Origin of the sequence: Oceanobacillus sp. FSL W7-1309 (assembly GCF_038002145.1) — a bacterium.
GTDB classification, from domain to species: Bacteria; Bacillota; Bacilli; order Bacillales; family Amphibacillaceae; genus Oceanobacillus; species Oceanobacillus profundus.
This window is the reverse complement of the sequence record NZ_JBBOBX010000002.1, coordinates 1,710,985-1,735,440: the sequence shown is the minus strand read 5'-3', so window position 1 is coordinate 1,735,440 and position 24,456 is coordinate 1,710,985. Positions and strand designations below refer to the sequence as shown.

Genomic DNA, 24,456 nt, shown 5'->3' with positions numbered 1-24,456 from the left:
TTCAAGTGTGGTACGAATTAAGGAGGGCACATGGTGGTAAGTGCAGGAATGATTGTTCTTATTGGTGTTGTATGTCTGATTGCTATTGTATTGACTTTGTATGGAATGAAACAGGAAGAAGACAAACAAAAGAAGTATGAAGAAGCTGGAGAAGAGGCCGCAAGTGAATTAGAACGATCGCTTGAGTACGAGACAAAATCGCTAAAATCCAATTTGCCTTCACTCATTTGGATTTATGTGGTTACAATTAGCTTGTCATTATTTGCATTAGTATTATATATTTTTTAGTTCGAGTAAGGACAGCTATTAAGGTCAATCAGGTGGCGAGATGTATCAGCTAGTACAATAATTCTATCAACCATTATAGAATCCCCTGGTTGTATTTCCATTAGTTGTGATTCTGGCTGAATTCGTTTTTGGGTGTCCCGTGTTTTTCGTGATTAATTTTATCAAAGTTGTTTGCTAAATTTTTTAACTGCCTTTCTAATTTATATAGTGATCTCATATAGCCATATAAGTTAAAAGATATAACCCATCATTGCGATACATTCTATTTAGAAGGTAAACAATACGTGCTGGTAAAGAAATAAAAGAGATTACACTTGAGAATTTATTTCTTTAACGAAAAATATGTGATAAAAACTTTTTCAAACCTAAATATGGGCAAAAAGACTGGAAGAAAAAAGCTGGAGTAAATTATAATAATCAATAAGGAGCTGAATTTAGATGAAAACTTATACATGTCCAATTTGCGGATACGATGGGGTAGAAGATGAAACACCATACGAAGAGAATACCAATGCTCCTTCTTATGAAATATGCCCTTGTTGTCGTTTTCAATATGGGTACAGCGAAGATCATGATGTAGATTTAGGATATATTGTCACTCCAGATGAAATGAAAGAAGCCGCTTTTCAATTATATCGAAAACAGTGGATTGAAAAAGGTGCAGTAGTCGGTCACCCAGAAATCTATCCAAAAGCATTACAAGAAGATGGGAAAGTAAAACAAGAGATAGTCGTTAAACAATTAAAACGTTTAAATCTACCATTAGATAACCTCGCATTTCTTGATTTATAAAGACTAAGAAATAACTTCTCTATGAAGCAATACTTGATGGAATAAGATATGTTATACTAAACACAGAATATTTTAATTGTTAAAAAGGAGTGTTCTAGGTGAAAAAATACCAAAGACGTTCTGTTTATATTTCAATTGTAACACTTGCTTTCTTCTTAGTATTATCTTTAATGACACACCGTTGGGGATTCTTCTTATGGAGTTTATTACCTGTTTTTATAGTTTTGATGACTACGTTTACCCCAAAGATTGACACCGGAAATAATGAAAAATAAAGAAATCTTAGTAAACGAACTGCTGCTCTAATAAAAGGAGTAAAATATTACAACAAGAAAGAAAAAGACAATGAAAGCAAAAGGAAAAGCGCAATTTAGAAATGAGGGCGTTTTTAATAATTTTATCTGAGTGCACAAAAGGGAAGAAAGGTATGAACTCCCTTTAAGGAATTTACAATTTTAGTCATCCGTAAGTCAACCACCATAATAGCATATGCATAAGCCACTGCATGAGAAATGTCATACAAGTATGATATAAATTATAGCATATCACCTAATGCCAACCACATCGCTTCTTCGAAATCCTCATGGAATGCCATGGTAGTCCATCCATTTTTAGTTTTAGCTCTTGGTCTCTGTATTGGAAGATCGTCTAATATTTATTGCTGTAGATTATTTTTTGATTAAGTTATTTCAGAAAAAGAAATGAAAATATATAGTTACTAATTTTTACTTAATTAACTGGTGTAATTGTTCAATAAGAGCAGGCTCCTATTGTGCTATATGTCTGGATAGTTTAGTAAGATACCTTCCATCTGTTTAATTGTGTTTCAGCTCATGTTATAATGAGCATCTTAAGAGAATTACGACATTCACTTTTGAACGGATGCCAATAAAGCCTCCGCCTATCGATAAAATATGGAGGTGTAAGAGAATGAATAAACGATGGACGATTGATAAAATTAAAGAATTTGTTGAGAGCAATTCAGAAAGTAAGTTGCTAACGACGGAATATCACGGTTTTTCTCAAAAGTTACTATTGAAATGTGCATGTGGCAGTAACTTTGAAAAAACATTTAAGAAATTTAAAAATAATAACCAACGTAATTGTGATGTTTGTCAACCTCCAAATGCGTCACGCTAAACATATTGCGGCGAATAAATGAAGTTCCGATTTCTTTTAAAGAGAAGCCGGAACTTATTTCGGTTCTGGATTTTTATAGTATGGTTTGTACTCCAACTTATAATGAAAGAATTGAGTAAGTGAGATCATCAAATGATGGTACATAACAGAGGCGTTAGTTCAAAAAGAAGTTATGATTAAGACCTACCGCAAAAGGGCGCGATTCCAGCGTAAAATAAAAGCTGTTATTATTACTGATTAACTTATTGAAGGTGATTAGATGAAATTTATTTGTCCCTGTTGTGGTTATAAAACATTAGATGATGAACCCCCTGGAACATATGCTATTTGTGAGATTTGTTTTTGGGAAGATGATGCGGTTCAATTTAATGATCCTGATTATGAAGGTGGTGCAAATACGCCTTCTTTAAGGGAAGCACAGAGAAATTACATTGAATTTGGGGCATGTGAGAAAAGGTGTATTGAATTTGTAAGAAAACCAAACGAAAAAGATATGAAAGATCAAAATTGGAAACCACTATAACTTAATTTATAGCTATTCAACAAAAGGGCGCTTATCTTAGAATAGGGATAGGTGCCCTATCTTTGTTCTTGCGATTGTTCTAGAATGGTAGAGGATAGATCCGTGCAAGGAAAGCATTAGATTCAAAAAATGTGACCATTCTTGTTGAAATGGTACGATGATGTTCCCGATTTCCCTTATTATGTTATAGTAAAAGTAATAAAAGCTGAAGCTATAGATGATAAATATTAAGATCTGGGGATAGGGTTCAATAGTTTCTACCATGTTGCTGTAAATGGCTTGACTACGATATAAGTGTTAAATGTTAGAAACGATTGATTCATCCTTTTGTATTTTACACATGCTTTAGTCAATGCTCTGGTAGCTATCGGAGCATTTTTTATATTATAAGATGTTATCATTAGCAGTGACGCGTCAGGCAAATGGGAAACAAAGAGTCATTTTATCCGAGTGTTCAACAACAAAACAGTTGGGTAATCTCCAAGCAATTTTAAAAAATTAATCATGAAGGGATCGAAAAAATTATGAATAGAAAGATTTACTTTAATCATGATGGCGGAGTTGATGATCTCGTTTCGCTATTTTTATTACTAAAAATGGATACGGTTGAACTCACAGGTGTTTCGGTCATTCCAGCAGATTGTTATTTAGAGCCAGCAATGTTTGCGAGCCGTAAAATTATTGATCGCTTTGGTTATGGCGGTCTTGATGTAGCAGCATCAAATTCTCGTGGGAAAAATCCTTTTCCGAAAGACTGGCGTATGCATGCATTTTATGTTGATGCTCTGCCGGTTTTAAATGAATCTGGAAAAGTTGTAACACCGGTGGCGGAAAAGCCAGCACATCTTCATTTAATAGATACGGTTTTAGCAACTGAAGATAAAACAACTTTATTATTTACAGGACCGCTCACTGACCTTGCTCGTGCATTAGATGAAGCTCCTGAAATTGAAGAGAAAATTGAAAAGCTTGTTTGGATGGGTGGTACATTCCGTGAAGCAGGAAACGTACATGAGCCTGAACATGATGGAACAGCGGAATGGAACGTGTTTTGGGATCCTGAAGCAGCCGCTCGTGTATGGGATACCAGCATAGAAATTGATTTAGTGGCGCTTGAAAGTACAAACCAAGTACCGCTAACCTTAGATGTGCGTGAGCGTTGGGCTAAAGAACGCAAATACCTGGGTGTTGATTTTCTTGGACAATGTTATGCGATGGTACCACCACTTGTTCACTTTTCAACGAACTCTACATACTATTTGTGGGATGTGTTAACGACCGCATTTGTTGGAAATCGTGATCTTGTGAAAGTACAAACCATTAACAGCATAGTGCACGCTGATGGTCCAAGCCAAGGCCGTACAGTTGAAACCGCTGATGGACGACCTGTTAATGTCGTTTATGATGTAAATCGCAATGCATTCTTTGATTATATGACTGAATTAGCAAAAAAGTAATAGAGGGGACTTCTGGATGTAGGCAAAAAACGAGCTATTATTGATACCGATACATCTTGGTGATGGTACGATTGCTTTAAGATGCTCTGTTTTTGCACTACAACAATAATCGAAAAAAGAAGCAAGTTCCAAAAAACGGCCATTAGCGCAAAAAGCACTATTTCTTTAATAAGATTTTCCGCAACTATCAACGTTTTAATAGAGCAACCAAGAGCCTAATTTCTCAATATTAATACTGAGAAATTAGGCTCTTAATGATGGGAATTTCCTTCTGCTGTAAACACACATTTCCTGACACTGCCAAAAGGTCGTGCAAAATATTGTCTAAATTAAGTGCAAACTAACGTCAGCTGCCTGAAGCAATATAGTCTTTTTAAAATCAAATACAGGGTGACATACATTCGAAAATATGATAGTATAAATTAACTGAAAAAAGGAATTACTTCTTTTCTTTTGATAAATAAAGGAATTCCTTTATTCGCTGAATAATGAGGGATTATATGGAAAATATATACCAAAAAGTTTATGAACAAAAAAATATATTTACGAACAGTTTACAGAAGATTGCATCATATATCTTAGAGAATCCCAGGTTGTTTGCAGTTTCTTCTGCCACGGAAGCTGGAAAACAAATTGGAGTTAGTGAAACAACTATCATACGATTTTGTAAACAACTTGGATATAAAGGATATAAGGAACTTCAAGAGGAGGTTCAAAATATCCTATTACAAAGGAGTTCATTATCTGATTATGTAGAAGATAAAAAGGTTGATGGCGGAACAGAGAATTCCATTAAACAATTAATGGCGAGTGATGCAGGAAACATTCAAAAAATGATGCAGCAGCTGTCAGAGGAAAGTCTCTCAACAGCTGTAACGAAATTAACAAATGCAGATCGTGTTATTGTTGCTGGAGTTCGTTCCTCTCATGCACTAGCAAGCTGGTTTTCGTATTCACTCGACTTAATCCACGGAAATACAAGGATGTATAATCCTGGCACAGATGATATTCTATTGAGGCTAAGTGAGCTCACTGAGAAAAGTGTGTTTGTAGGATTTTCTTTTCATCGCTATGCTGTAGATACGATTAATATTGCTAAGCATGCTAAGGATAAGGGAGCGTTTGTAATTGGAATTACAGATTCAAGCTTTTCTCCAATTACAGCATATTGCGATTTAGTATTAAATGTGCAACTGTCTGGTAAATCAACATTAGATGCAGCACCAGCAGTGATGTCATTGTCAAACAGTATCATTGCTTCAATATCACTTGAAAATAACGAAAAAGTTAAGCAAAGAGTGGAATTGTTTGATTCTATAAATGGAAAAGATTTTTTTGACTGATAAGAACAGCTTTCTTATTTTGTACGACGCCAAGTTTTTTAAGCTTAGATGGGAGTTAATTAAAATGAACGCAACATTGAAAAAAATAAATCCATTATTAGAGGATATATTTAATCATTTACACGAACATCCAGAGATTAGCTGGGAAGAAAGGAAGACTACGGATTATATTGAACGGTTGTTTCAAGGGAAAAACTGCACGATTAAACGTTTTGAAGATTCGACGGGATTAGTAATTGATATAGGTAGTGGCAGTCCTGTTATTGCCCTCAGAGCAGATATTGATGCCTTATGGCAGGAAGTGAACGGGACATTCCAAGCAAACCACTCTTGCGGACATGATGCCCATATGACGATTGTCATTGGTGCTCTCCTTACAATCTTAGAAGAAAAGAAACAGTTTAAAGGAACGTTTCGGTTTATTTTTCAACCGGCAGAGGAGAAAGGCAATGGTGCGTTAGCTTTTGTGGACAAGGGTATTGTTGACGATGTGGATTATTTGTATGGAATGCATTTGAGACCGATAGAGGAGTTGGGATATGGACAATTTGCTCCGGCTATTGAGCACGGTGCAGCTAAGTTTATCCAAGGCCATATAAAAGGGCATGATGCACACGGAGCAAGACCACATTTAAATGCAAATGCCATTCAGGTTGGTACGGATTTTTTTCAAGCAATAAATAGCATTCATGTGAATCCAATGATTCCTCACTCTGCTAAAATGACTGCATTTCATGCAGGTGGAAAAAGCTCAAACATAATTCCCGGAAATGCTAGTTTTTCAATTGATGTTAGGGCTCAGAATAATGAGGTGATGGAAGAAATAACAGAAAAAATTTATCGCATTGCTTCATCGCTAGCACAGCTTCATGACGTGGAAATTGACTTGTCAGTTGGTGCAAATGTGGCCGCTGCGGTGCTTGATCAGGATGCAATATCTTTTATGAGACAGGCAATAGTTGAATGTGCGGGAGATGAGAATTTATCCCCGGTTATTACAACAACAGGTGGCGATGATTTTCATTTCTATACGATTAAACGCCCAGCTTTAAAAGCAACAATGCTGGCAGTTGGCTGCGATTTGGTGCCAGGTTTGCATCATCCTGAGATGACCTTTAATCATAACGCTATTCCAAAAGCAGTTGAAATTATAACATGCGCCTTATATAAAACAATGGAATCATTATAGTAGAAGGAGTCTTTCTTGTGGTAAAAGGTAAACTCGAAATTAGGAAATTAACGACGCTGGATGAATTAAGAGAAGTTCAGAAGTTAGAAGAAACTGTTTGGCATATGTCGGCGATCCCGTTGCATCAAACATTTACAGCATTAACGAATGGCGGCATTATTTTAGGCGCCTATGATTCTGAAAAGCTAATTGGTTTTCTATATAGCTTTGCAGGATTTGATGGGAAAAATGCTTACCTATGCTCTCATATGATGGGAATACTTCCAGCGTATAGGAAAGATGGAATCGGAAGAAAGCTAAAACTGAAGCAAGCAGTATTGGCAAGGGAAATGGGCTATGAAGTAATAACATGGACATTCGATCCATTGGAAAGTGTAAACGCCTATTTAAACTTGCATAAGCTTGGTGCCAAAGGAGTTTATTTTAAAGAAAATCACTACGGTGAACTAGGCGATGAGTTTAGCCAAGGCCTGCCATCTGATCGTTTTCAAATTATATGGGATATCAGTCAAACCTGCGAAGAGAAGGAAACCATATCAGTTGATGCAGCAAATATATTATTACAAATGGACTCTGAGCGTAAGCCTGTTCTAACAGACAATTATCATGCTAATGATAGTATGGAATGGGATATGTGGCTGGTTGCAATTCCAGCAAATTTTCAAAGTCTGAAAGAGGAAAACTTTAATCTTGCAAAAGAGTGGAGATTGACAACGCAAGAGCTCTTTAGAAGACTCTTCCAACATGGCTATCAAGCTTCCGACTTTATTCATTATGCTGAAGACTATAATTATTATGTTTTTCGCAAACAGTAAGTATTAAAGCAGGTAGAAGAGGTAAAGCTTTTCTGCCTGTACGATGAAAAGTTATGAATTTAAACAGGAGGATATACAATGACAATACCTATAAAACAGTTAAAAATACATAAATTGAATATGCGTTTAAAAGATCCTTTTACAACAAGCTTTGGTACCTTTCAGGATAAGAAATTTTTTATTACAGAGCTCATTGATGAAGACGGAAATCGCGGGTATGGGGAGTCTGTTGCATTTTCAAGTCCTTGGTACAGTGAAGAAACGGTAAAAACCAACTTGCATGTCATGGAAGACTTTCTTATTCCGATTTTAAAAGATAATCAAATTAACCATCCGGAACAAGTATCTGATTTATTCCATCCAATTAAGCGTAATAATATGGCAAAGTCTGCATTAGAGGGAGCGGTTTGGGATCTATATGCAAAACGAGAAAAACTCACCTTAGCTGCAGCTCTAGGTGGAGAAAGAAAACAAATTGATGTTGGAATCAGTATTGGAATCCAACCTACAGTAGATGATTTAATTCAAACGATTCAACACTTTGTTGATGCCGGCTACAAACGAATAAAAATAAAAATTAAGCCGGGTTGGGATGTAGAGGTACTTCGTGAGGTTCGCAAGCATTTTCCGGATATACCAATTATGGCAGATGCAAATTCAGCGTATACGATTGATGATATTGAACATTTACAAAAGTTAGATGATCTCAATTTAATGATGATTGAACAGCCATTGGAGCATGATGATATTGTAGACCATGCGAAGCTTCAAGCGGTTATGAAAACACCAATATGTTTAGATGAGAGTATTCATTCACTTGAAGATACGAGAAAAGCCTACGAGCTTGGCAGCTGTAAAATTATTAACATAAAAATTGGACGAGTCGGTGGATTAACCGAAGCGAAACGAATACATGATTTTTGTATGGATAAAGGTATCGACGTTTGGTGCGGTGGAATGCTTGAAGCTGGTGTAGGCAGGGCGCATAATGTTGCATTAACAACATTAGCACAATTCGTGTTACCAGGAGATACAGCTGGTTCATCAAGATATTGGGAAAGAGACATTATTAAACCGGAAGTAGTTGTAGAGAATGGACTGATAAATGTTCCAGATCAGCCTGGAATTGGCTATGATATCGACGAGGAAGCGATGGATGAATTTACGGAATGGACAAGAGTCTATCATTTTTAATAAAATACGGTGTTATATAGAGGAGCGCATTGTAAGCTCTCCTCTTTTACAAGATAAAAATTCATAATATTATGATATATCGAAGGGGATTTACATATGAAAAAGAGTCTTCAGGTTGCTGGAGCTTATGTTGGATTAATTGTGGGAGCAGGGTTTGCTTCTGGTCAGGAAGTCATGCAGTTTTTTACAAGCTTTGGAATCTATAGTGTAATTGGAACCATCATCGCAGGGTTACTCTTTGCATTTCTAGGAATGCATGTGCTTCAGTTAGGAACTTATTATCAAACAGCATCACATCGTGAAGTAATTTATAAAATATGTGGAAGATATTTTGGCTTTGCAATCGATCTATTAATTACATTCTTTCTGTTTGGTGTTGCAGTTGTCATGATTGCAGGTAGCGGGTCGATATTTGAACAACAATTCGGTATTCCTCCACTTGTTGGGAACTTAATCATGACTGTAGCTGTCATTGTTACACTTTGTTTGAATGTAAATAAAGTTATTGCGGTAATTAGTAGCATAACGCCTTATTTATTGGTATTAATATTTATTATTACAGGATATTCTTTATTTACGAGTGATGCAAGCTTTAGTCAGTTAAATGCATTGGCAGAAGCGCAGCCTGCTTCAGCCCCTAACTTTATTATAGGAGCATTGCTCTATGTTTCGTATAATCTTGCAGCAGGATTTGCTATGCTGGCCGTCATTGGCGGCACGATTAAGGATAGAAAAACTGCTGGCTGGGGTGGAATTCTTGGTGGAATCGGACTTGGGTTATTACTATTTCTAATTAATTTGAGTTTATTTATGAATATCGGGTCTATTCAAGAAGCAGATATGCCTACATTAGTACTGGCGACAGAGGTATCGCCAATTGTTGGTATCTTAATGGCAATTGCTTTATTAGGGATGATTTTCAACACAGCAGTAGGTATGCTTTATGCTTTTACTGCACGACTTGTGCCGCAGAATACGAGAACGTTTAAAGGAGCCGTTGTTATCATAGGTTTACTAGCTTTTGGTGCAAGCTTTATTGGCTTTACGACACTTGTAGGGACCGTTTATCCAATTACCGGATATTTAGGCTTTGTTTTAATTATTGCGGTTATTATATCTTGGGTTAGATTAAGAAAAGCACAATCATAAATGAGAAAAACGAACAGCAATTGCATGCTGTTCGTTTTTTTAGAAAACTTGGTATTCACCAAGTTTGGGCGATGCCAAGTCTACATGATTATTTCCAAATCTCTTTCGATAACTCAACAATATATTTCAATTTTGTCCATTGCTCATCCTCTGTTAGCTTATTCCCGTGATGCGTGGAAGCAAATCCACACTGTGGGCTTAAAGCAATTTGCTCTAATGGCACAAATCGTGATGCAGCTTCAATTCGCTTTTTGATCACTTCTTTATCTTCTAGCTCACCAAATTTTGATGTAATCGCGCCAATAACAACTTGTGCTCCACCTTTTGGAACATGTTTCAACGGTTCGAAGGTTCCAGAACGCTCATCGTCATATTCAAGGAAAAAGCCGTCCACTTTCTCTTTCGCAAATAAGGTTGGAGCAACTTCAGCATAGCTGCCTTGGAATGCCCAGCTAGAACGATAGTTTCCGCGACATAGATGTGTTGTTACAATTAAATCCTCTGGTTTGTCTTCGAGTACACCATTTACAATACGAACTGCTAAATCGATTAATTGCTCTCTTGAATAGCCGCCAGTATCGATTAATTTAAAGTCAGAAGATGAAAGTCCAGCAATGTACACATCGTCTAGTTGTAAGTAACGCACACCAGCATCATAGAATGCTTTTACAGCATCTCGGTATGCTTGTGTAATATCGTTGGCATATTCTTCAATATCTGGATAAATTTCTGGGTTTCGTATCCCGACTTCAAATAGCTGGTTTGGACTTGGAATCGTTTGTTTCGGAACCGCACGGTAACCAACAATTTCCTTAAATTCAATAAAGTCCTTAATAAACGGATGATCGGCATTAAAGGAAATTTTCCCGGTGTTACGCACATGATATCGGTCTGTTTCTACGCCATCGAATTGATAGCCTTTTTCGGTGTTGTAGCCTTCAATCCCATTTAAATGCTCAAGAAAATCAAGATGCCACCAGCTGCGACGGAATTCACCGTCGGTTACTGCTTCTAATCCGACTTCAATCTGTTTATCAACAATACGTTTGATTTCCTTTGTTTCGACTTCACGTAATTCTGCTGCAGTGATTTTGCTTGTTTTAAAATCTTCTCTTGCCTGACGTAGGTTCTCTGGACGTAATAAACTTCCTACGTGATCTGCTTTGAATGGCGCTTTTACTAGCGTTTGTGTCATGATCTATTCCTTCTTTCTTTTATTTTAATAGTAGGTAGGAAAATTATCCCCAAATCTCTTTTGAAATGTCTACGATAAATTTCAGTTTATTCCATTGTTCTTCCTCTGTTAGCTTGTTACCATGATGGGTTGACGCGAATCCACACTGCGGACTTAAAGCTATTTGCTCCAACGGTACATAGTTAGCAGCTTCCTGAATGCGTGCTTTCAATGCCTCTTTATCTTCAAGCTCACCAAATTTAGATGTTACAGCGCCAATGACTACTTGTGCACCGCCCTCTGGGATATACTTCAATGGCTCAAAGGTTCCAGAACGGTCATCATCATATTCTAAGAAAAAGCCATCTACTTTTTCTTTTGCGAATAATGTTGGTGCAATTTTTGCGTAGCTTCCTTCAAACGCCCAGGTAGATTGATAGTTTCCGCGACATAGATGTGTTGTTACAACTAAATCCTCTGGTTTATCTTCTAGCACACCATTAGCAACACGAAGCGCTAAATCGATTAAATATTCTCTTGTTAATTTACTATCATTAAATGGAATCGTATCAGAGCTCAATCCTGCAATATAGACATCATCTAATTGCAGGTAACGACAGCCAGCATCGTAAAATGCTTTTATCGCATCACGGTAAGCGACGATAATATCATGTGCATATTCCTCAATGTCTGGATAGACATCTGCATTCCGAATCCCAGCATTGAATAACTGATTTGGACTTGGAATCGTTTGTTTTGCGACAGCCCTGTCACCAACAATTTCTTTAAACTCAATAAAATCTTTGATGAATGGATGGTCTGGGTTAAATGTTATTTTTCCAACATTGCGCACGTCGTATTTTTCCGTTTCCACGTCCACAAATTTAAATCCATGATCTGGTACATAGCCTTCAATACCAATAAAATGCTCTAAGAAATCTGTATGCCAAAATCTTCTGCGAAACTCCCCATCGGTTACAGCCTGAAGGCCAACTTCAATTTGTTTATCAACCACTCGCTTAATTTCCTCTGTCTCAATCGTACGAAGCTCACTTGCCGGAATAGCTCCTTCTTTAAAATCCTTTCTCGCTTTATGAACCCTGTCCGGTCGTAATAAACTTCCTACGTGATCTGCTTTAAATGGTGCTTTAATTAATGTTTTCGTCATGAAAATCCCTCCATATTTTTATTAAGGTAATATTGCAAAAGATCTTACTGGGAATCCAGTTGCTTTTTCTGGTTTGGCAACGATATTAAAGATATAAGCACCTTTTGTTGGTACTTTATCTAAATTGGTTAGAAGCTCGATTTGGTATGTATCTTGCTCCAGCACATAATACTCGCCAATGAGTGAGCCATTCTTTCGGACATCGATGGAGGAATCTGTATCAAATGTTTCATGACCGACAGCATTTACGTTTCTTTCTTCAAATAAAAATCGCAATGCGTCAATTCCCCATCCAGGCAAGTGACTATTACCAGCTTCGTCCTTATTTTCAAAAGCAGTTTTATCTGGCCAACGTTTACTCCAGTCGGTTCGTAACGCTACAAATGTACCTGCTTCAATCTCACCATTTATTGCTTCAAATGCTAGAATATCTTCTTTCGATAAGGTGAAGTCATTATTTTCTAAAGCTTCCTTTGACTTATCGATCACCACAAGCGGTAAAACAAGTTCCTTTAATTCAAGCTCTTCAAGATAACGTTGATCCTGTACAAAATGAATTGGTGCATCAATGTGTGTGCCGTATTGTCCAGGAAAGGTAAATCGTTGTGCGAAAAAGCCATCATCATGTGTGAAAAGTGTTTTGAATTCGGCATCGTCAAATGCTGCGAAGTGTGGTGAGTTTGGCCCGAATGTGTGCGTGAGGTCTACCCAATTTTTCTTTTTCAGTAATGCAATTGCCTGTTGCAATTCTGTTCCTGCTTGAACCGTTGCCATTTAATCCCCTCCAGTAGTTTTTTAAAACTTCTTTAAAGAAAAGAAAAAACCTCTTCTTAAAAATAAGAAGAGGTTAGGCACCGTATCGTCTAATATCTCTTCTTATCTTCAAGCAATCATTGCTTCTGGAATTGGCACAGTACTTAAAAAGTCTGTTGCCGAGGTATCATAGGGCCAGTCCCTCCACCTCTCTGGATAAGAAAGTTTTTTGTATGAAATTAATAATTAGAGTACTCCATACGATTCTGAATGTCAACCATTAAAATTAAGAATATTACATGTAGCGTGAAAAAAATTGCAAAAGTTAGAGATTCTTGCAATCTAACTGATCAACGCTAAAATTAATAGTATAGAAAGAGCTTTGTACAATGGGGATGATATTTTGTTAGTTAATGTAAGTGAGGGTATAGAAAAGCTAGTCGTTCGTTTTCCAGGAGGAATGCAAGAGGTAAATAGCTATCTTGTCAAAGGAGAGAATGGCTATACCGTTATTGATACAGGGATTTATTCAGAGGAAGCAATTGCGACTTGGGAAGCGCTATTTGATACTGGTGTTGAAGTGAAAAAGGTTGTTTTAACACATACACATCAGGACCATATTGGTCTAGCGAGATGGTTTCAGGAGAAAAAGGGAGTTCCCGTTTACACATCGAAACTCGGGTATAAGGAAATGCTGAAACATCGTGATAAGAAGAAAATTAAAGAAAATCTTGCTGATTTGCTTCATATGCATGGGGGGCCGAATTTGCCTGGCAGAATAGGTAATGATTCCTTTATCTATGAATTTGAACCAGATGGATTCTTTGATGAAACTGATACCATCCTGTTAGGGAATCAGTGTTTTGAGGTTGTTTGGACACCGGGTCATGCTCCGGATCACTATTGCTTTTATCAAAAAGACAGGAAGCTAATGCTGATTGGCGACCATATTTTAAATAAGATTTCTCCTGTAATCGGTTTGTGGACAGGGGAGGAATTCAATCCATTAAACGATTATTTTGCATCCGTTGAGCGGATGCAGCATTATCCGACAGCATTAGCCTTACCAGGGCATGGTGAGAATATCCATCGCTTGAGTGAACGTGTACAAACATTGATTCAAGGACATGAGCGTCGGTTAAATGAGGTTGAAAGCATTGTGAAAGCAGAGACTTTGACAGCAGCCGAAGTGTGTGAAAAAATTTATGGCAGCCTAAAATTTAGTCACTTTGTTAGCCCATTTATGGCGACTTTAACAAGACTAATATACTTAGAGTCGATGGATAAGATACACCGATTTTATGATAATGAGAAAGTTTATTTCAGCATTAACCAGTCGTAATATTTGAGTGTACGAAATCACTGGTATGTAGAAGAGAGAAAACGAATAAGGAGGGCGGAAAGTGAATCGTGTTAACAATCCGATACTAAAACAAAATGAAACTGTCGTGCATCGAAACTCAGATCGTTTTTTGACGGCGTTCAATCGAATCGAAAAGGGCTTAAAAGCTTTGCTTATTAAGAAAGAAATGGGGTTTTCAAGAGCTGTTAAAGTCCTGGGTAAATCAAATGCGTTGATAAAACAGTTTCAAGATGACCTGCTTGAATTTGCTGAGTTACGAAATGCTATTGTACATAACAAGACGGATCTCATGTATACTATTGCAGAGCCACATGATTCCGTTGTAGAACGGATAGAAGCAATTGAAATTGAACTTTTAAAGCCTAGAAAAGTAGACCCGCTTTTTATTCGTAAGGTCGTATGCTTTCAAGAAACCGAGCCATTATCGAATGTACTAGAAGTCGTTAATAAGCAAGGGATTACGAAGTTTCCAGTATACAGTGGTAATGTGTTTCAGGGGTTAATTACGCATAAAGGAATTACAAAATGGTTTTCGAAAGGTATCGAAAATCGATTAACCTCTCTATTAGATGCAAGATTAGTAGAGGTCTTGGAATGTGAAAAAAGGGATAACTTTAGATTCATATCAAAGGAGACATCTGTATATGAAGCAAAGGAAATTTTTAAGGAGCAAATTGGAAAAGGCAATCGATTGGAAGCATTATTGATTACAAAGGAAGGAAGCTCCAGTGGTGGACTAGTTGGGATTGTTACCAATTGGGATATTATGGAGATTTGAGTATGCAATACGAAAGGGGACAGCTATGGAGTTTGTAGCAATAGACTTTGAAACTGCTAATGAAAAACGTTTTAGTCCTTGTGCGGTTGGTTTAGTAGTAGCCAATGAGCATGGCATAATAGATGAATTCTACAGCCTTATCAATCCATTAATGGAATTTAAATCATTCAATACGTATATTCATGGGATTACTGAGCATGATGTTGCTGATGCTCCTACATTTGCAGAGGTTTGGCCGACATTGCGGAATTACTTAAACGACCACCTAACAATCGCACATAATGCAAGCTTTGATATGAGTGTGATTCGCAATACACTTGATTATTACAAGCTCTCATATCCTGACATGGACTACCTTTGTACCGTAAATATCGCTAAAAAGCTTTGGCCGGAATTGGAGAACCATAAATTAAACACACTTGCTACCTATCATAACCTTCAGTTTGAACATCACCACGCACTAGAAGACGCTAGAGTCGCTGCGCAAGTGATGATTCAAGCATTACGGGATACCAAAACAAACTCTCTTGACCGTTTTTTAGAAAAGTGCAGCATGACAAATGGAAAAATTTATGACCGTGGCTATTATCCGCCAAAAATGAAACGTGTAAAAGGAAGTACAAGACTATATTTAAAGTAAATTAAAAATGCTAGAATATCTGCAATGATTGTTCTAGCATTTTTTTATGCTTACGAATAAATATACTTGAATGAGTACTGCAACTTGCTATCTTTAATTAACTGAATTAAAATAATAGATAGAATATTCAACAGGCTTGCCATCATGATACCATTGAGGGAGTGGTAGGATGAATACCAATACAAATGTACAATCTGATTTGGATAAATTGCTGCAAAGAGCAAGAAGAAACACATTAGGAGATTTATTAGCTCGTACGAGAGAAAGAACCCCGACTAAATTTGCATTCGCTTATCAAAACAAACGGTTAACCTATGAAGAGCTTGATAACATTGTTAATCAGACAGCACATGCATTTTTAGCAGATGGCATGAAAAAGGGAGATATGATTACGGTCATGTCTAAAAACAGCCTTGATTTTATTGTAGTAAATTATGCGCTTGCACGAATTGGAGCGGTTATGATTCCAATCAACTATATGCTTAATCGAGAAGATGTGCAGTATATTGTAGAGCATGCTGATGTTAATGGTTTTATTGCTTCAGAGGAATACGCAGGCTTACTCGATCACTCTGTTGGCAAACAGAATATTAAATACCGTTATCTGATGGATATAACCCTTCCTTATAATGATGAAAATAAAGGATGGAAGCCATTATCCCAAGCACAAGAAGGGATGTCCACTCAATTAATGGATGCAGATATTCTTGATGATGATCTCGTGCAAGTTTTATATACAAGTGGAACGGAATCAAGGCCTAAAGGAGTCATGCTTACACATAAAAGCCTTATTAGTGAATACCTCAGCAGTATTGTAGATGGTAAAATGGGGACGGAAGATATCGCAATCCATGCATTGCCGTTATATCATAGTGCACAACTGCATGTTTTTTTGGGGCCGAGCGTTTACCTAGGATCTAGTGGGATTATTCTAGGATCAGCAAGCCCGGAATTAATTTTAAGGACAATTGAGGAAGAAAAAGCAACACAGCTATTTTGTCCCCCAACTGTATGGATTGGATTATTACGCCATCCAGATTTTGATAAGCGTGATTTAAGCTCCCTTGAAAAGTGCTATTACGGTGCAGCCATAATGCCAATGGAAATTTTAAAGGAGCTCTCGGTACGTTTACCAAGCGCAAAGTTTTGGAACTTTTATGGTCAGACAGAAGTTGCGCCCCTTGCCACCGCACTTCAACCAGAAGATCAGTTACGGAAGTTGGGTTCAGCAGGCAAAGCGACATTAAATGTCCAGACGAAAATTGTAGATGAAGCAGATAAGGAGGTACCGCGCGGCGAGGTGGGAGAAATTGTCCACCGTACACCGCATGCCATGAAAGGTTATCTACACGAACCAGAAAAAACGGCAGAGGCATTTCGAAACGGCTGGTTTCATAGTGGTGATCTAGGTGTAATGGATGAGGAAGGCTATATTACAATTGTAGATCGCAAAAAAGACATGATAAATACTGGTGGAGTGAATGTTTCTTCCAGAGAAATTGAGGAAATCATTTATCAGTTAGAAGGGGTTTCAGAGGTCGCTGTAATTAGTATACCGGACGCTTATTGGATTGAAGCGGTGACAGCGATTGTTGTTCCAAAAGAAGGAGCAGAAGTAACAAAAGAAAGGGTAATTCAATTTTGTACAGACAAATTGGCGAAATACAAAGTTCCGAAGTATGTTGAGATTACGGACGAACTACCGAAAAATCCTAGTGGGAAAGTGCTGAAGCGTTCCTTGAGAGATAAATATGAAGGATTGGCAGCACAATAAAGGATTAGCCAAATTGTTCGTATACAATGAAACGAATTTGAAACACTAAATCTTGGAGGTGTTTCAAATGGCAAATAAAAATGAAAATTGGAGTAAGAAACGCGTTAATTCAAGTTTGAATCCACAAGGATATTCAGAAGACATAGCTGATCAGGAGCCGAAATCACAGCTGGAGCAGCGTGCAAAGAAGAAAAATACAAAGATATAAGTTAATTTACAACTTGCATAAAATGGTAAGTTCTTACCATTGAATTTTTTCGTGAGAAGATGTAATATATAAATACAAGCTACAATGTTCGTATTTAATTAAGTTTTAACCTCTAATGAATGTATAGGGAGTTTTACATCGAAATTGGAATGTCGCGCCGCCAAAGAAGCGGAAGACAGGAAGGTTTCTGCGAACACCCACTTTGCGAAGTGGTGGTTTAAAACTTTTTATTACAAAATACGGCAATTGTGGCCTGTATACATAGAATATTATAGACCGACTTCCGCAATGGTAGTCGGTCTTTTGGTTGTGTGATAAGGTTAGCTTTAACAAATTGATTAAAAATCGGTATTATTCTAAGCTGATAAAAAAGGATAAGATAGAATTACTAATAAACCGAGGTGAAAACCGATGACTTTTCATTATGAAACGATTGATCATGTTCAATTAGCTGCACCTCCTGGCAGCGAAGAAGAAGCACGTATCTTTTATGTGAAAATATTAGGTTTTAGAGAGGTAGAAAAACCGGAATTGTTGAAAGCGAATGGTGGGGTTTGGTTTCAGGCTGGGACGATAAATATCCATATTGGTATTGAAAAGCCATTTGTTCCTGCGCAGAAGGCACATCCAGCAATCTTAGTCAAAAATATTGAAAAACTAAAAGAATATTTAAATGAAAATCAAGTGGATTTCATAGTTGATTATAAACTGCCGAGTGCAAATCGTTTTTATCTATCCGATCCGTTTGGAAATCGTATTGAATTTTTAGAGTGGGAAAAATAGAATTGTTTTACATGGGGGCAACATGATTTAAAAATATCTCTAAATTGTGCGAATGGTTTTATTTTTAAATTTGACTTGTAATAAGCGACTCACATGCTATACTTATAACAATCTAGTAGTGGTGCTATTAGTAGCATTTACAAATTGAATATGTTTTTTCATATAATAACAGGAATATGGCCTGTAAGTTTCTACCGGTTTACCGTAAATAAACCGACTATGAAAAGTAACGTAACAAATTGGGAACTCTTATTTGTGTGAGTCCATTTTGTTCTATTTCGAATTCGAAAGCTCGAGGTTTGCTTTTATCATAGTTATGGTAGAAAGCAGGCTTCCGGGCTTTTTTAAATTGTTAGGAGGACAAAAAATGGATTTATTGGAGCAAAAAATAAGAGATGAAGGAAATGTATTATCCGATACAGTTTTGAAGGTGGATTCATTCTTAAACCATCAAATCGATCCCAAGCTAATGCAGGCAATTGGGGAAGAATATGCAGCTCGATTTCGTGATAGTGGGATTACAAAAATTCTAACACTCGAATCTTCTGGGATTGCACCGGCAACAATGGCAGGTCTAGCACTCGGGGTACCGGTTATCTTCGCTAGAAAGCGCAAGTCATTGACCTTGATAAATGAATTATATTCAGCACAAGTATATTCATTCACGAAAAAAGAAACAAACAAAATTTCAGTGTCTAAAGACTATATTTCAGAGAACGATGTTGTCTTAATTATCGATGATTTCCTTGCAAATGGACAGGCGGTTTCAGGTCTGCTTGAGATTGTGGAGCAGTCAGGTGCAAAGCTTGCAGGAGTTGGAATTGTCATTGAAAAAGGATTTCAAGAAGGCGGGAAGCAAATTCGCGAGCGTGGTATTCGTGTAGAGTCGTTAGCAATTATCTCATCTCTGGAAAATGGGAAGGTAACCTTTGAGAAGGAGGCAGTTCCGAAATGAAAACTGCAGCATTAGGATTTCAACACGTTCTAGCAATGTATGCTGGTGCAATATTAGTTCCGCTTATTGTCGGAGATGCTCTAGGGCTAACGTCAGAACAGCTAACATATCTTGTTGCAATTGATATTTTAATGTGTGGGGTTGCTACGATTTTACAGGTAGTTAATAACCGTTTCTTTGGAATTGGACTTCCCGTAGTTCTTGGCTGTACATTCACAGCGGTTGGACCAATGATTGCAATCGGTGGACAATATGGCATCTCAGCTATCTATGGAGCAATTATTGTGACAGGTATTGTCGTTGTGTTAATCAGCGGATTCTTTGGAAGTCTGGTACGTTTTTTCCCACCAGTTGTGACGGGTACAGTGGTTACGATAATTGGTATCACATTAATTCCTGTCGCTATTAATAATTTGGGTGGTGGCCAAGGTGCAAGTGACTTTGGATCGATTGCCAATATTTCTTTAGGTTTTGGAACGTTATTATTTATTATTTTATTGTATCGTTTTGCGACTGGTTTTTTAAGATCAATTTCTATTCTTATTGGTCTAATTGTCGGTACAGCTGTTGCTATGTTTATGGGAAAAGTAAATTTTTCAGCAGTAGCGGAAGCTTCCTATTTCCACATGGTAGAACCGTTTTACTTTGGCACACCGACATTTGAATGGTCTGCAATTTTAACGATGATTCTAGTTGCTATTGTATCTCTAGTTGAATCGACTGGTGTTTATTTTGCATTAGGAGATATTACTGAAAGAAAGCTAACGGAAAAAGATCTTTCAAAAGGATATCGCGCAGAAGGAATTGCTATCTTCCTCGGTGGAGTTTTTAACGCATTTCAATATACCGCCTTTTCTCAAAACGTTGGGCTGATTCAAATGACTGGTGTAAAAACGAGAAAAGTCATCTTTGTTGCCGGAGGTATGTTAATTGCTTTAGGGTTTGTGCCTAAAATTGCAGCATTGACAACGATAATTCCAACTGCAGTCTTAGGTGGGGCAATGGTAGCGATGTTCGGAATGGTTATTTCCCAGGGCATAAAAATGCTAAGCAGTGTTATATCGGATTCTCCGGAAAATTCAATGATTATTGCTTGTTCAGTTGGAATGGGGCTTGGTGTTACAGTTGTTCCGGAATTGTTCGCTCAATTACCATCTAGTATTCAAATTTTAACGAGTAACGGAATTGTTGCTGGTAGTGTAACAGCAATCGCACTAAATATTGTATTCCATATGCTGCCAACAAGAAAAACACGTACCATTTTAAAAGAACAAAAAGCTTCGTAACATGCATGTGCTTCATTCATGTTGCCTTATTATACAAAACGCATAGATACTAAAGTCTATGCGTTTTTATATAGACTTCTAACTAATATCTATTTGCTAAGTTTTAATTGTTTCGCCGGGTCCGGGATAGTTTTAGGCAGTCGCTCTCGGGGCCCTGTGAGTCACCTTGAACTCGTTCTTCGGATTATACTCTGACAAATAGGAAAAGGATAAGAAGAATCAACCGATAGAAAGGCTGTCTTGGTCGAATGAAACGGAAAAACAAGCAGAACCAGCTGTGAGAAAAGCTTACACGGTTGATTAGAAACCAAAACGATGAAAATCTACCTAGAAATATTTTAGTCAGAGGAGAAAATCAAGTTGACAACTTAAGCTACGGAAATTCAATTGACAATACTCCAACCACAATTGCACATTACGTCGCTATCTCTTGCAAATACAAAGAGATAGCTGTTTTGGCATAAAAAAACGACAAAGTAATAAATGCTTTCAAATTGGTAAATGAACATTTGGAAAACCCGCCCATGTTCGTCTCCCTCAGTTTCAATAATAGACATTGTCCTCATACTCCCATATAATTCATTATAAACGATAGAAAATGATTCGAGATACGAAGTAAGGGGAGTGTGGCGTCTGAAGAATAATAACATCGAAAATATAGACAAGCTGAATAAATTTCCTATTGTTGCTATACTAATAACCGGAGCGTTTTTGGCAATTTTAAATCAAACATTATTGGCGACGGCGATTCCCCATATTATGCATGATTTGAATTTAACAGAGAACACCGCACAGTGGCTGACAACGATATTTATGCTAGTGAATGGAATTATGATTCCAATCACAGCTTTTTTAATTGAAACATTTACAACTCGCAGGCTATTTTTAACCGCAATGATCACATTTGCCGTGGGGACATTGATATGCGCCATTGCTCCAACCTTCATGCTCTTAATGATAGGGCGTATCATACAGGCTGCCGGTGCTGGTATTATGATGCCTTTGATGATGACAATATTTCTGCTAATCTTTCCAATTGAAAAACGTGGTACAGCGATGGGGACAGTAGGACTGGTAATTGGATTTGCACCTGCACTTGGACCAGTAATTTCAGGTTGGTTGGTCGAGCATTATCCATGGCGTGCTTTATTCTATTTGGTGCTGCCCCTTTCGGTTATAAATATCGTAATCGCATATTTTGTTATGAAAAATGTAACGAAACGAACCTTCCCAAAAGTAGATATCCTTTCTATTATTCTATCAACCTTAGGTTTTGGAGGATTACTTTATGGTTTTAGTAGTGCTGGGAGCTATGGTTGGACGAGTATAGCAGTTGTTAGTAGTCTTGTCATTGGAACTATTACACTTACTGGCTTTATTCTGCGACAATTCAAGCTGAAGCAACCTATTCTTGAGTTCCGGATTTTTAAAAATAAAATTTTTACATTGACAACCATTATCGGAATGATTGCTTTTATTGGACTGATTGCATCGGAGACGATTTTGCCAATCTACATGCAAAACATGGCTGGATTTTCAGCCTTGGAATCAGGGCTTATGATATTGCCTGGAGCTTTATTAATGGGATTTATGTCGCCGATTAATGGGAGGATTTTTGATAAAGTTGGTGCGAGGTATCTGCTGATTATTGGTTTAACCTTGTTAACCGTTACATCTTTTTTATATACAAGGTTAACTGAAGAAACGACGTTATCTTATCTCACGGTTGTGTTTGCAATACGAATGCTGGGAATATCGATGATAATGATGCCTGCGACAACGGCTGGGCTCAACCAATTACCGACTCGTCTGATTCCGCATGGCTCAGCAATGACGAATACGATGAGACAGGTAGCAGCGTCAGTAGGGACTGCAATTTTAGTGACAATCATGACTGCTTCTGCCCTTCGTACAGGAGAAAAGGCACTCCCAATGGAAATGATTCACGGTGTGAATGTTTCCTTTTATGTTGCGACTGTATTATCATTAGTCGCTCTAATACTATCCTTTTTCATCAAAGGGACAAGCCCTTCTAAAGATAGTAAAAGAATATCTGCATAGTAACAAATCTGGCATTCGTCTAAGGGTTTTGACGAATGCCAGATTTTTTAATAACTACAAGACTTTTGCGATTTCCAAGCGCAGAGACGATACTGTGCAGGATCATTCCAATGATTACAAACCCCATTCCTATAAAAGAAACAATACTTGGTAATGGGGCACTTAGAATAATGATTTCACCAATTAGTGCAAAGACAACCTCACCTGATTGAGTAGCTTCAACTCCAGCCATTTTTTGATTATCCTGCTGAACTATTTCCGTAGCGTAGAAAAATAAAGCAGTCGCAATAATTCCAGAAGATATCGCTACAACAAATGTTTGGATTATCTGACTTGAATTTGGTAATCCATGTGCTGTAAATCCATAAATCGAAAGAACAATCCAAAAAGGCAAGGAAGCGAGTGTCATACCGAGTATTCGCTGAAAGGTGTTTAATTCTCCGTTTACAACTTGCATCATTTTACGGTTGCCTAGTGGGTATGCAAATGCCGAAATGATTAAGGGAATAACGCAAAGCAAAACACTTATCAAAGGTACAGAAGAAGCATGTTCGAATTGCATAATGAATACCCCAGCCAAAATAATAAGGGATATAAAAATACTCTGAATCGGGATTTTTTGCTTTATTTTGTTGTTTAAAAATGGCACAAGTAAAGAACCAGCAATTATCGTCAGCTGAAATGTCGCTGCTACAAGCCAGCCGGGACCATAAATAGTTGCAAAAGTAAGGGGAGCATAAAATAATCCGAAGCCGACAGTACTCCACATAAACCAAGGAACGGGCCTAGCTATCATATGTTTGATTACAGGCTTGATATTTCGTTGATACCCTACAATTAAAATTAGAATAGGCAGCATAAAGAAAAATCGAAGCGTAGCACTCCAAACCCAGCTGCCGCCATCTAACTCCATGGAACGATTAAGTATAAAGGTAACGGAAAAAAACAATGCAGCCAAAATCCCAATTAAAATTGCTTTCAACCAAATCACTCCAATTAATAAACAATAATTACAATAATCATATCAGACATCAATTTAATTTGAATAACTTTTTTAAATTTTTTTAAATTTAATGTGTGACTAGGTAAAAAGTATTGAAATTGCAGGTTTTTTTGAAGCTTATGTCGAATTGTATACATATAGAAAGAAACGGGAGTGTGTCTGATGGAAACTTTACCAACTTGGTTTTGGGTGTGCTATTATATCTTTTTAATCCTAACATTAATTAGTGGCGTTATAAACTGGGTAAGGCAAGTATATAGTCCGTTAGCTGCCATAACAATCATATTCTCGCTCCTTGCTCCCCTTGTTGGATTTGTATACAGTATCGGAAGGTCAGAGGGACTGAACGAAATTCAATATGTACTGGAACAGTTTAAAACAAGAGATACGTTGTCTGTGTTCATTATTTTAGTACATGTTTATTTCGTCGTTTGGTGGTTTTTATTTTTGGATACTTGGAAATGGATAAAGAAGGTTCCATTTAATAAAATATTGGAAGGTAAAGCTGTCATAATGGAAAAAATGAAAAAAAGAAGTAAACAAATGAAAACAACAACGAATCATGAAGAAATAGAAAAGAAATGATCTACTGAGATTTCTAAAATGTGCAGTAGATTATA

The 24,456-nt window shown here is 37.2% G+C and carries 25 protein-coding genes, 1 other RNA gene, 1 pseudogene and 3 riboswitches; of the genes and pseudogenes, 23 read left to right on the top strand and 4 right to left on the bottom strand.

Annotated features, from left to right (window positions below; genetic code table 11):
* Positions 1–33 precede the first annotated feature (33 nt).
* From NST46_RS21155 to NST46_RS21105, 12 genes and pseudogenes are all read left to right on the top strand, one after another.
* Positions 34–288 carry a hypothetical protein gene (locus NST46_RS21155; protein WP_303448634.1) on the top strand — a complete coding sequence of 85 codons (255 nt, stop codon included), beginning with the start codon at positions 34–36 and terminating at the stop codon, positions 286–288.
* Positions 289–606: 318 nt separating this feature from the next.
* Positions 607–712: pseudogene (locus tag NST46_RS21905) on the top strand (SAR2788 family putative toxin); the annotation flags it as partial.
* Positions 713–726: 14 nt separating this feature from the next.
* Complete coding sequence (locus NST46_RS21150) at positions 727–1,080, top strand: hypothetical protein (RefSeq protein WP_340003114.1); 354 nt, start codon at positions 727–729, stop codon at positions 1,078–1,080.
* Between the two features lie 98 nt (positions 1,081–1,178).
* A complete protein-coding gene (locus NST46_RS21145; protein WP_168927275.1) occupies positions 1,179–1,355 on the top strand; it encodes a hypothetical protein in 177 nt (58 codons plus the stop codon).
* Positions 1,356–2,010: 655 nt separating this feature from the next.
* Complete coding sequence (locus NST46_RS21140) at positions 2,011–2,220, top strand: hypothetical protein (RefSeq protein ID WP_095309888.1); 210 nt, start codon at positions 2,011–2,013, stop codon at positions 2,218–2,220.
* 259 nt (positions 2,221–2,479) lie between these two features.
* The gene (locus NST46_RS21135; protein WP_251660557.1) at positions 2,480–2,743 is read left to right on the top strand and encodes a CPCC family cysteine-rich protein; all 264 of its coding nucleotides are present in this window, start codon (positions 2,480–2,482) and stop codon (positions 2,741–2,743) included.
* 207 nt (positions 2,744–2,950) lie between these two features.
* Positions 2,951–3,049, top strand: a riboswitch (purine riboswitch).
* A gap of 218 nt (positions 3,050–3,267) precedes the next feature.
* Positions 3,268–4,200, top strand: a complete 933-nt coding sequence (locus NST46_RS21130) for a nucleoside hydrolase (protein WP_340003115.1) — start codon at positions 3,268–3,270, stop codon at positions 4,198–4,200.
* A 500-nt stretch (positions 4,201–4,700) separates the two neighbouring features.
* Positions 4,701–5,543, top strand: a complete 843-nt coding sequence (locus NST46_RS21125; protein ID WP_341137719.1) for a MurR/RpiR family transcriptional regulator — start codon at positions 4,701–4,703, stop codon at positions 5,541–5,543.
* Positions 5,544–5,607: 64 nt separating this feature from the next.
* A complete protein-coding gene (locus NST46_RS21120; protein ID WP_095309882.1) occupies positions 5,608–6,732 on the top strand; it encodes a M20 peptidase aminoacylase family protein in 1,125 nt (374 codons plus the stop codon).
* Positions 6,733–6,749: 17 nt separating this feature from the next.
* On the top strand, positions 6,750–7,547 hold the full coding sequence (locus NST46_RS21115; RefSeq protein WP_251660560.1) for a GNAT family N-acetyltransferase: 798 nt from the start codon (positions 6,750–6,752) through the stop codon (positions 7,545–7,547).
* A 78-nt stretch (positions 7,548–7,625) separates the two neighbouring features.
* Positions 7,626–8,741 (top strand): o-succinylbenzoate synthase, encoded by a 1,116-nt coding sequence (menC, locus tag NST46_RS21110; protein WP_341137718.1) that lies wholly within the window; start codon positions 7,626–7,628, stop codon positions 8,739–8,741.
* Between the two features lie 96 nt (positions 8,742–8,837).
* A complete protein-coding gene (locus NST46_RS21105) occupies positions 8,838–9,890 on the top strand; it encodes a YkvI family membrane protein (protein WP_118888640.1) in 1,053 nt (350 codons plus the stop codon).
* 88 nt (positions 9,891–9,978) lie between these two features.
* Here the strand turns inward: NST46_RS21105 and NST46_RS21100 are convergent, their stop codons facing one another.
* Genes NST46_RS21100 through NST46_RS21090 form a run of 3 tightly spaced genes read right to left on the bottom strand, consistent with a single transcriptional unit; the run spans position 9,979 to position 13,006 of the window.
* On the bottom strand, positions 9,979–11,085 hold the full coding sequence (locus tag NST46_RS21100; protein ID WP_341137717.1) for a 5-methyltetrahydropteroyltriglutamate--homocysteine S-methyltransferase: 1,107 nt from the start codon (positions 11,083–11,085) through the stop codon (positions 9,979–9,981).
* A 43-nt stretch (positions 11,086–11,128) separates the two neighbouring features.
* Positions 11,129–12,232: a 5-methyltetrahydropteroyltriglutamate--homocysteine S-methyltransferase gene (locus tag NST46_RS21095; protein WP_341137716.1), complete on the bottom strand. Its 1,104-nt coding sequence runs from the start codon at positions 12,230–12,232 to the stop codon at positions 11,129–11,131.
* A gap of 21 nt (positions 12,233–12,253) precedes the next feature.
* The gene (locus NST46_RS21090; RefSeq protein ID WP_095309874.1) at positions 12,254–13,006 is read right to left on the bottom strand and encodes a cyclase family protein; all 753 of its coding nucleotides are present in this window, start codon (positions 13,004–13,006) and stop codon (positions 12,254–12,256) included.
* Positions 13,007–13,105: 99 nt separating this feature from the next.
* Positions 13,106–13,208: riboswitch (SAM riboswitch) on the bottom strand.
* Between the two features lie 180 nt (positions 13,209–13,388).
* Between NST46_RS21090 and NST46_RS21085 the strand changes: the two genes are divergently transcribed.
* From NST46_RS21085 to NST46_RS21040, 10 genes are all read left to right on the top strand, one after another.
* Positions 13,389–14,327, top strand: a complete 939-nt coding sequence (locus NST46_RS21085; RefSeq protein ID WP_341137715.1) for an MBL fold metallo-hydrolase — start codon at positions 13,389–13,391, stop codon at positions 14,325–14,327.
* A 61-nt stretch (positions 14,328–14,388) separates the two neighbouring features.
* A complete protein-coding gene (locus tag NST46_RS21080) occupies positions 14,389–15,126 on the top strand; it encodes a CBS domain-containing protein (RefSeq protein WP_251660570.1) in 738 nt (245 codons plus the stop codon).
* A gap of 25 nt (positions 15,127–15,151) precedes the next feature.
* Complete coding sequence (locus NST46_RS21075; RefSeq protein ID WP_095310052.1) at positions 15,152–15,766, top strand: 3'-5' exonuclease; 615 nt, start codon at positions 15,152–15,154, stop codon at positions 15,764–15,766.
* A 169-nt stretch (positions 15,767–15,935) separates the two neighbouring features.
* Positions 15,936–17,540 (top strand): acyl-CoA synthetase, encoded by a 1,605-nt coding sequence (locus NST46_RS21070; RefSeq protein WP_341137714.1) that lies wholly within the window; start codon positions 15,936–15,938, stop codon positions 17,538–17,540.
* Positions 17,541–17,607: 67 nt separating this feature from the next.
* Positions 17,608–17,748, top strand: coding sequence for a small, acid-soluble spore protein L (sspL, locus tag NST46_RS21065; protein WP_095309871.1), 141 nt, complete (start codon positions 17,608–17,610; stop codon positions 17,746–17,748).
* A 73-nt stretch (positions 17,749–17,821) separates the two neighbouring features.
* Positions 17,822–18,007, top strand: a non-coding RNA gene (gene ssrS, locus NST46_RS21060) — 6S RNA.
* A 152-nt stretch (positions 18,008–18,159) separates the two neighbouring features.
* A complete protein-coding gene (locus tag NST46_RS21055) occupies positions 18,160–18,531 on the top strand; it encodes a VOC family protein (protein ID WP_118888645.1) in 372 nt (123 codons plus the stop codon).
* Between the two features lie 138 nt (positions 18,532–18,669).
* Positions 18,670–18,771: riboswitch (purine riboswitch) on the top strand.
* A 127-nt stretch (positions 18,772–18,898) separates the two neighbouring features.
* The gene (locus tag NST46_RS21050) at positions 18,899–19,486 is read left to right on the top strand and encodes a xanthine phosphoribosyltransferase (protein ID WP_341137713.1); all 588 of its coding nucleotides are present in this window, start codon (positions 18,899–18,901) and stop codon (positions 19,484–19,486) included.
* Entirely contained in the window at positions 19,483–20,772 is a 1,290-nt protein-coding gene (locus NST46_RS21045) for a nucleobase:cation symporter-2 family protein (protein ID WP_341137712.1), read from the top strand. Before NST46_RS21050 ends, NST46_RS21045 begins: the two co-directional genes overlap by 4 nt.
* A 633-nt stretch (positions 20,773–21,405) precedes the next feature.
* Positions 21,406–22,833, top strand: coding sequence for a DHA2 family efflux MFS transporter permease subunit (locus NST46_RS21040; RefSeq protein WP_118888832.1), 1,428 nt, complete (start codon positions 21,406–21,408; stop codon positions 22,831–22,833).
* Positions 22,834–22,852: 19 nt separating this feature from the next.
* On the opposite strand, the gene NST46_RS21035 is transcribed toward NST46_RS21040, so the two are convergent.
* Positions 22,853–23,815 (bottom strand): DMT family transporter, encoded by a 963-nt coding sequence (locus NST46_RS21035; RefSeq protein ID WP_340003121.1) that lies wholly within the window; start codon positions 23,813–23,815, stop codon positions 22,853–22,855.
* A 183-nt stretch (positions 23,816–23,998) separates the two neighbouring features.
* Between NST46_RS21035 and NST46_RS21030 the strand changes: the two genes are divergently transcribed.
* Positions 23,999–24,421: a hypothetical protein gene (locus NST46_RS21030; RefSeq protein WP_095309861.1), complete on the top strand. Its 423-nt coding sequence runs from the start codon at positions 23,999–24,001 to the stop codon at positions 24,419–24,421.
* The last annotated feature ends 35 nt before the right edge of the window (positions 24,422–24,456 follow it).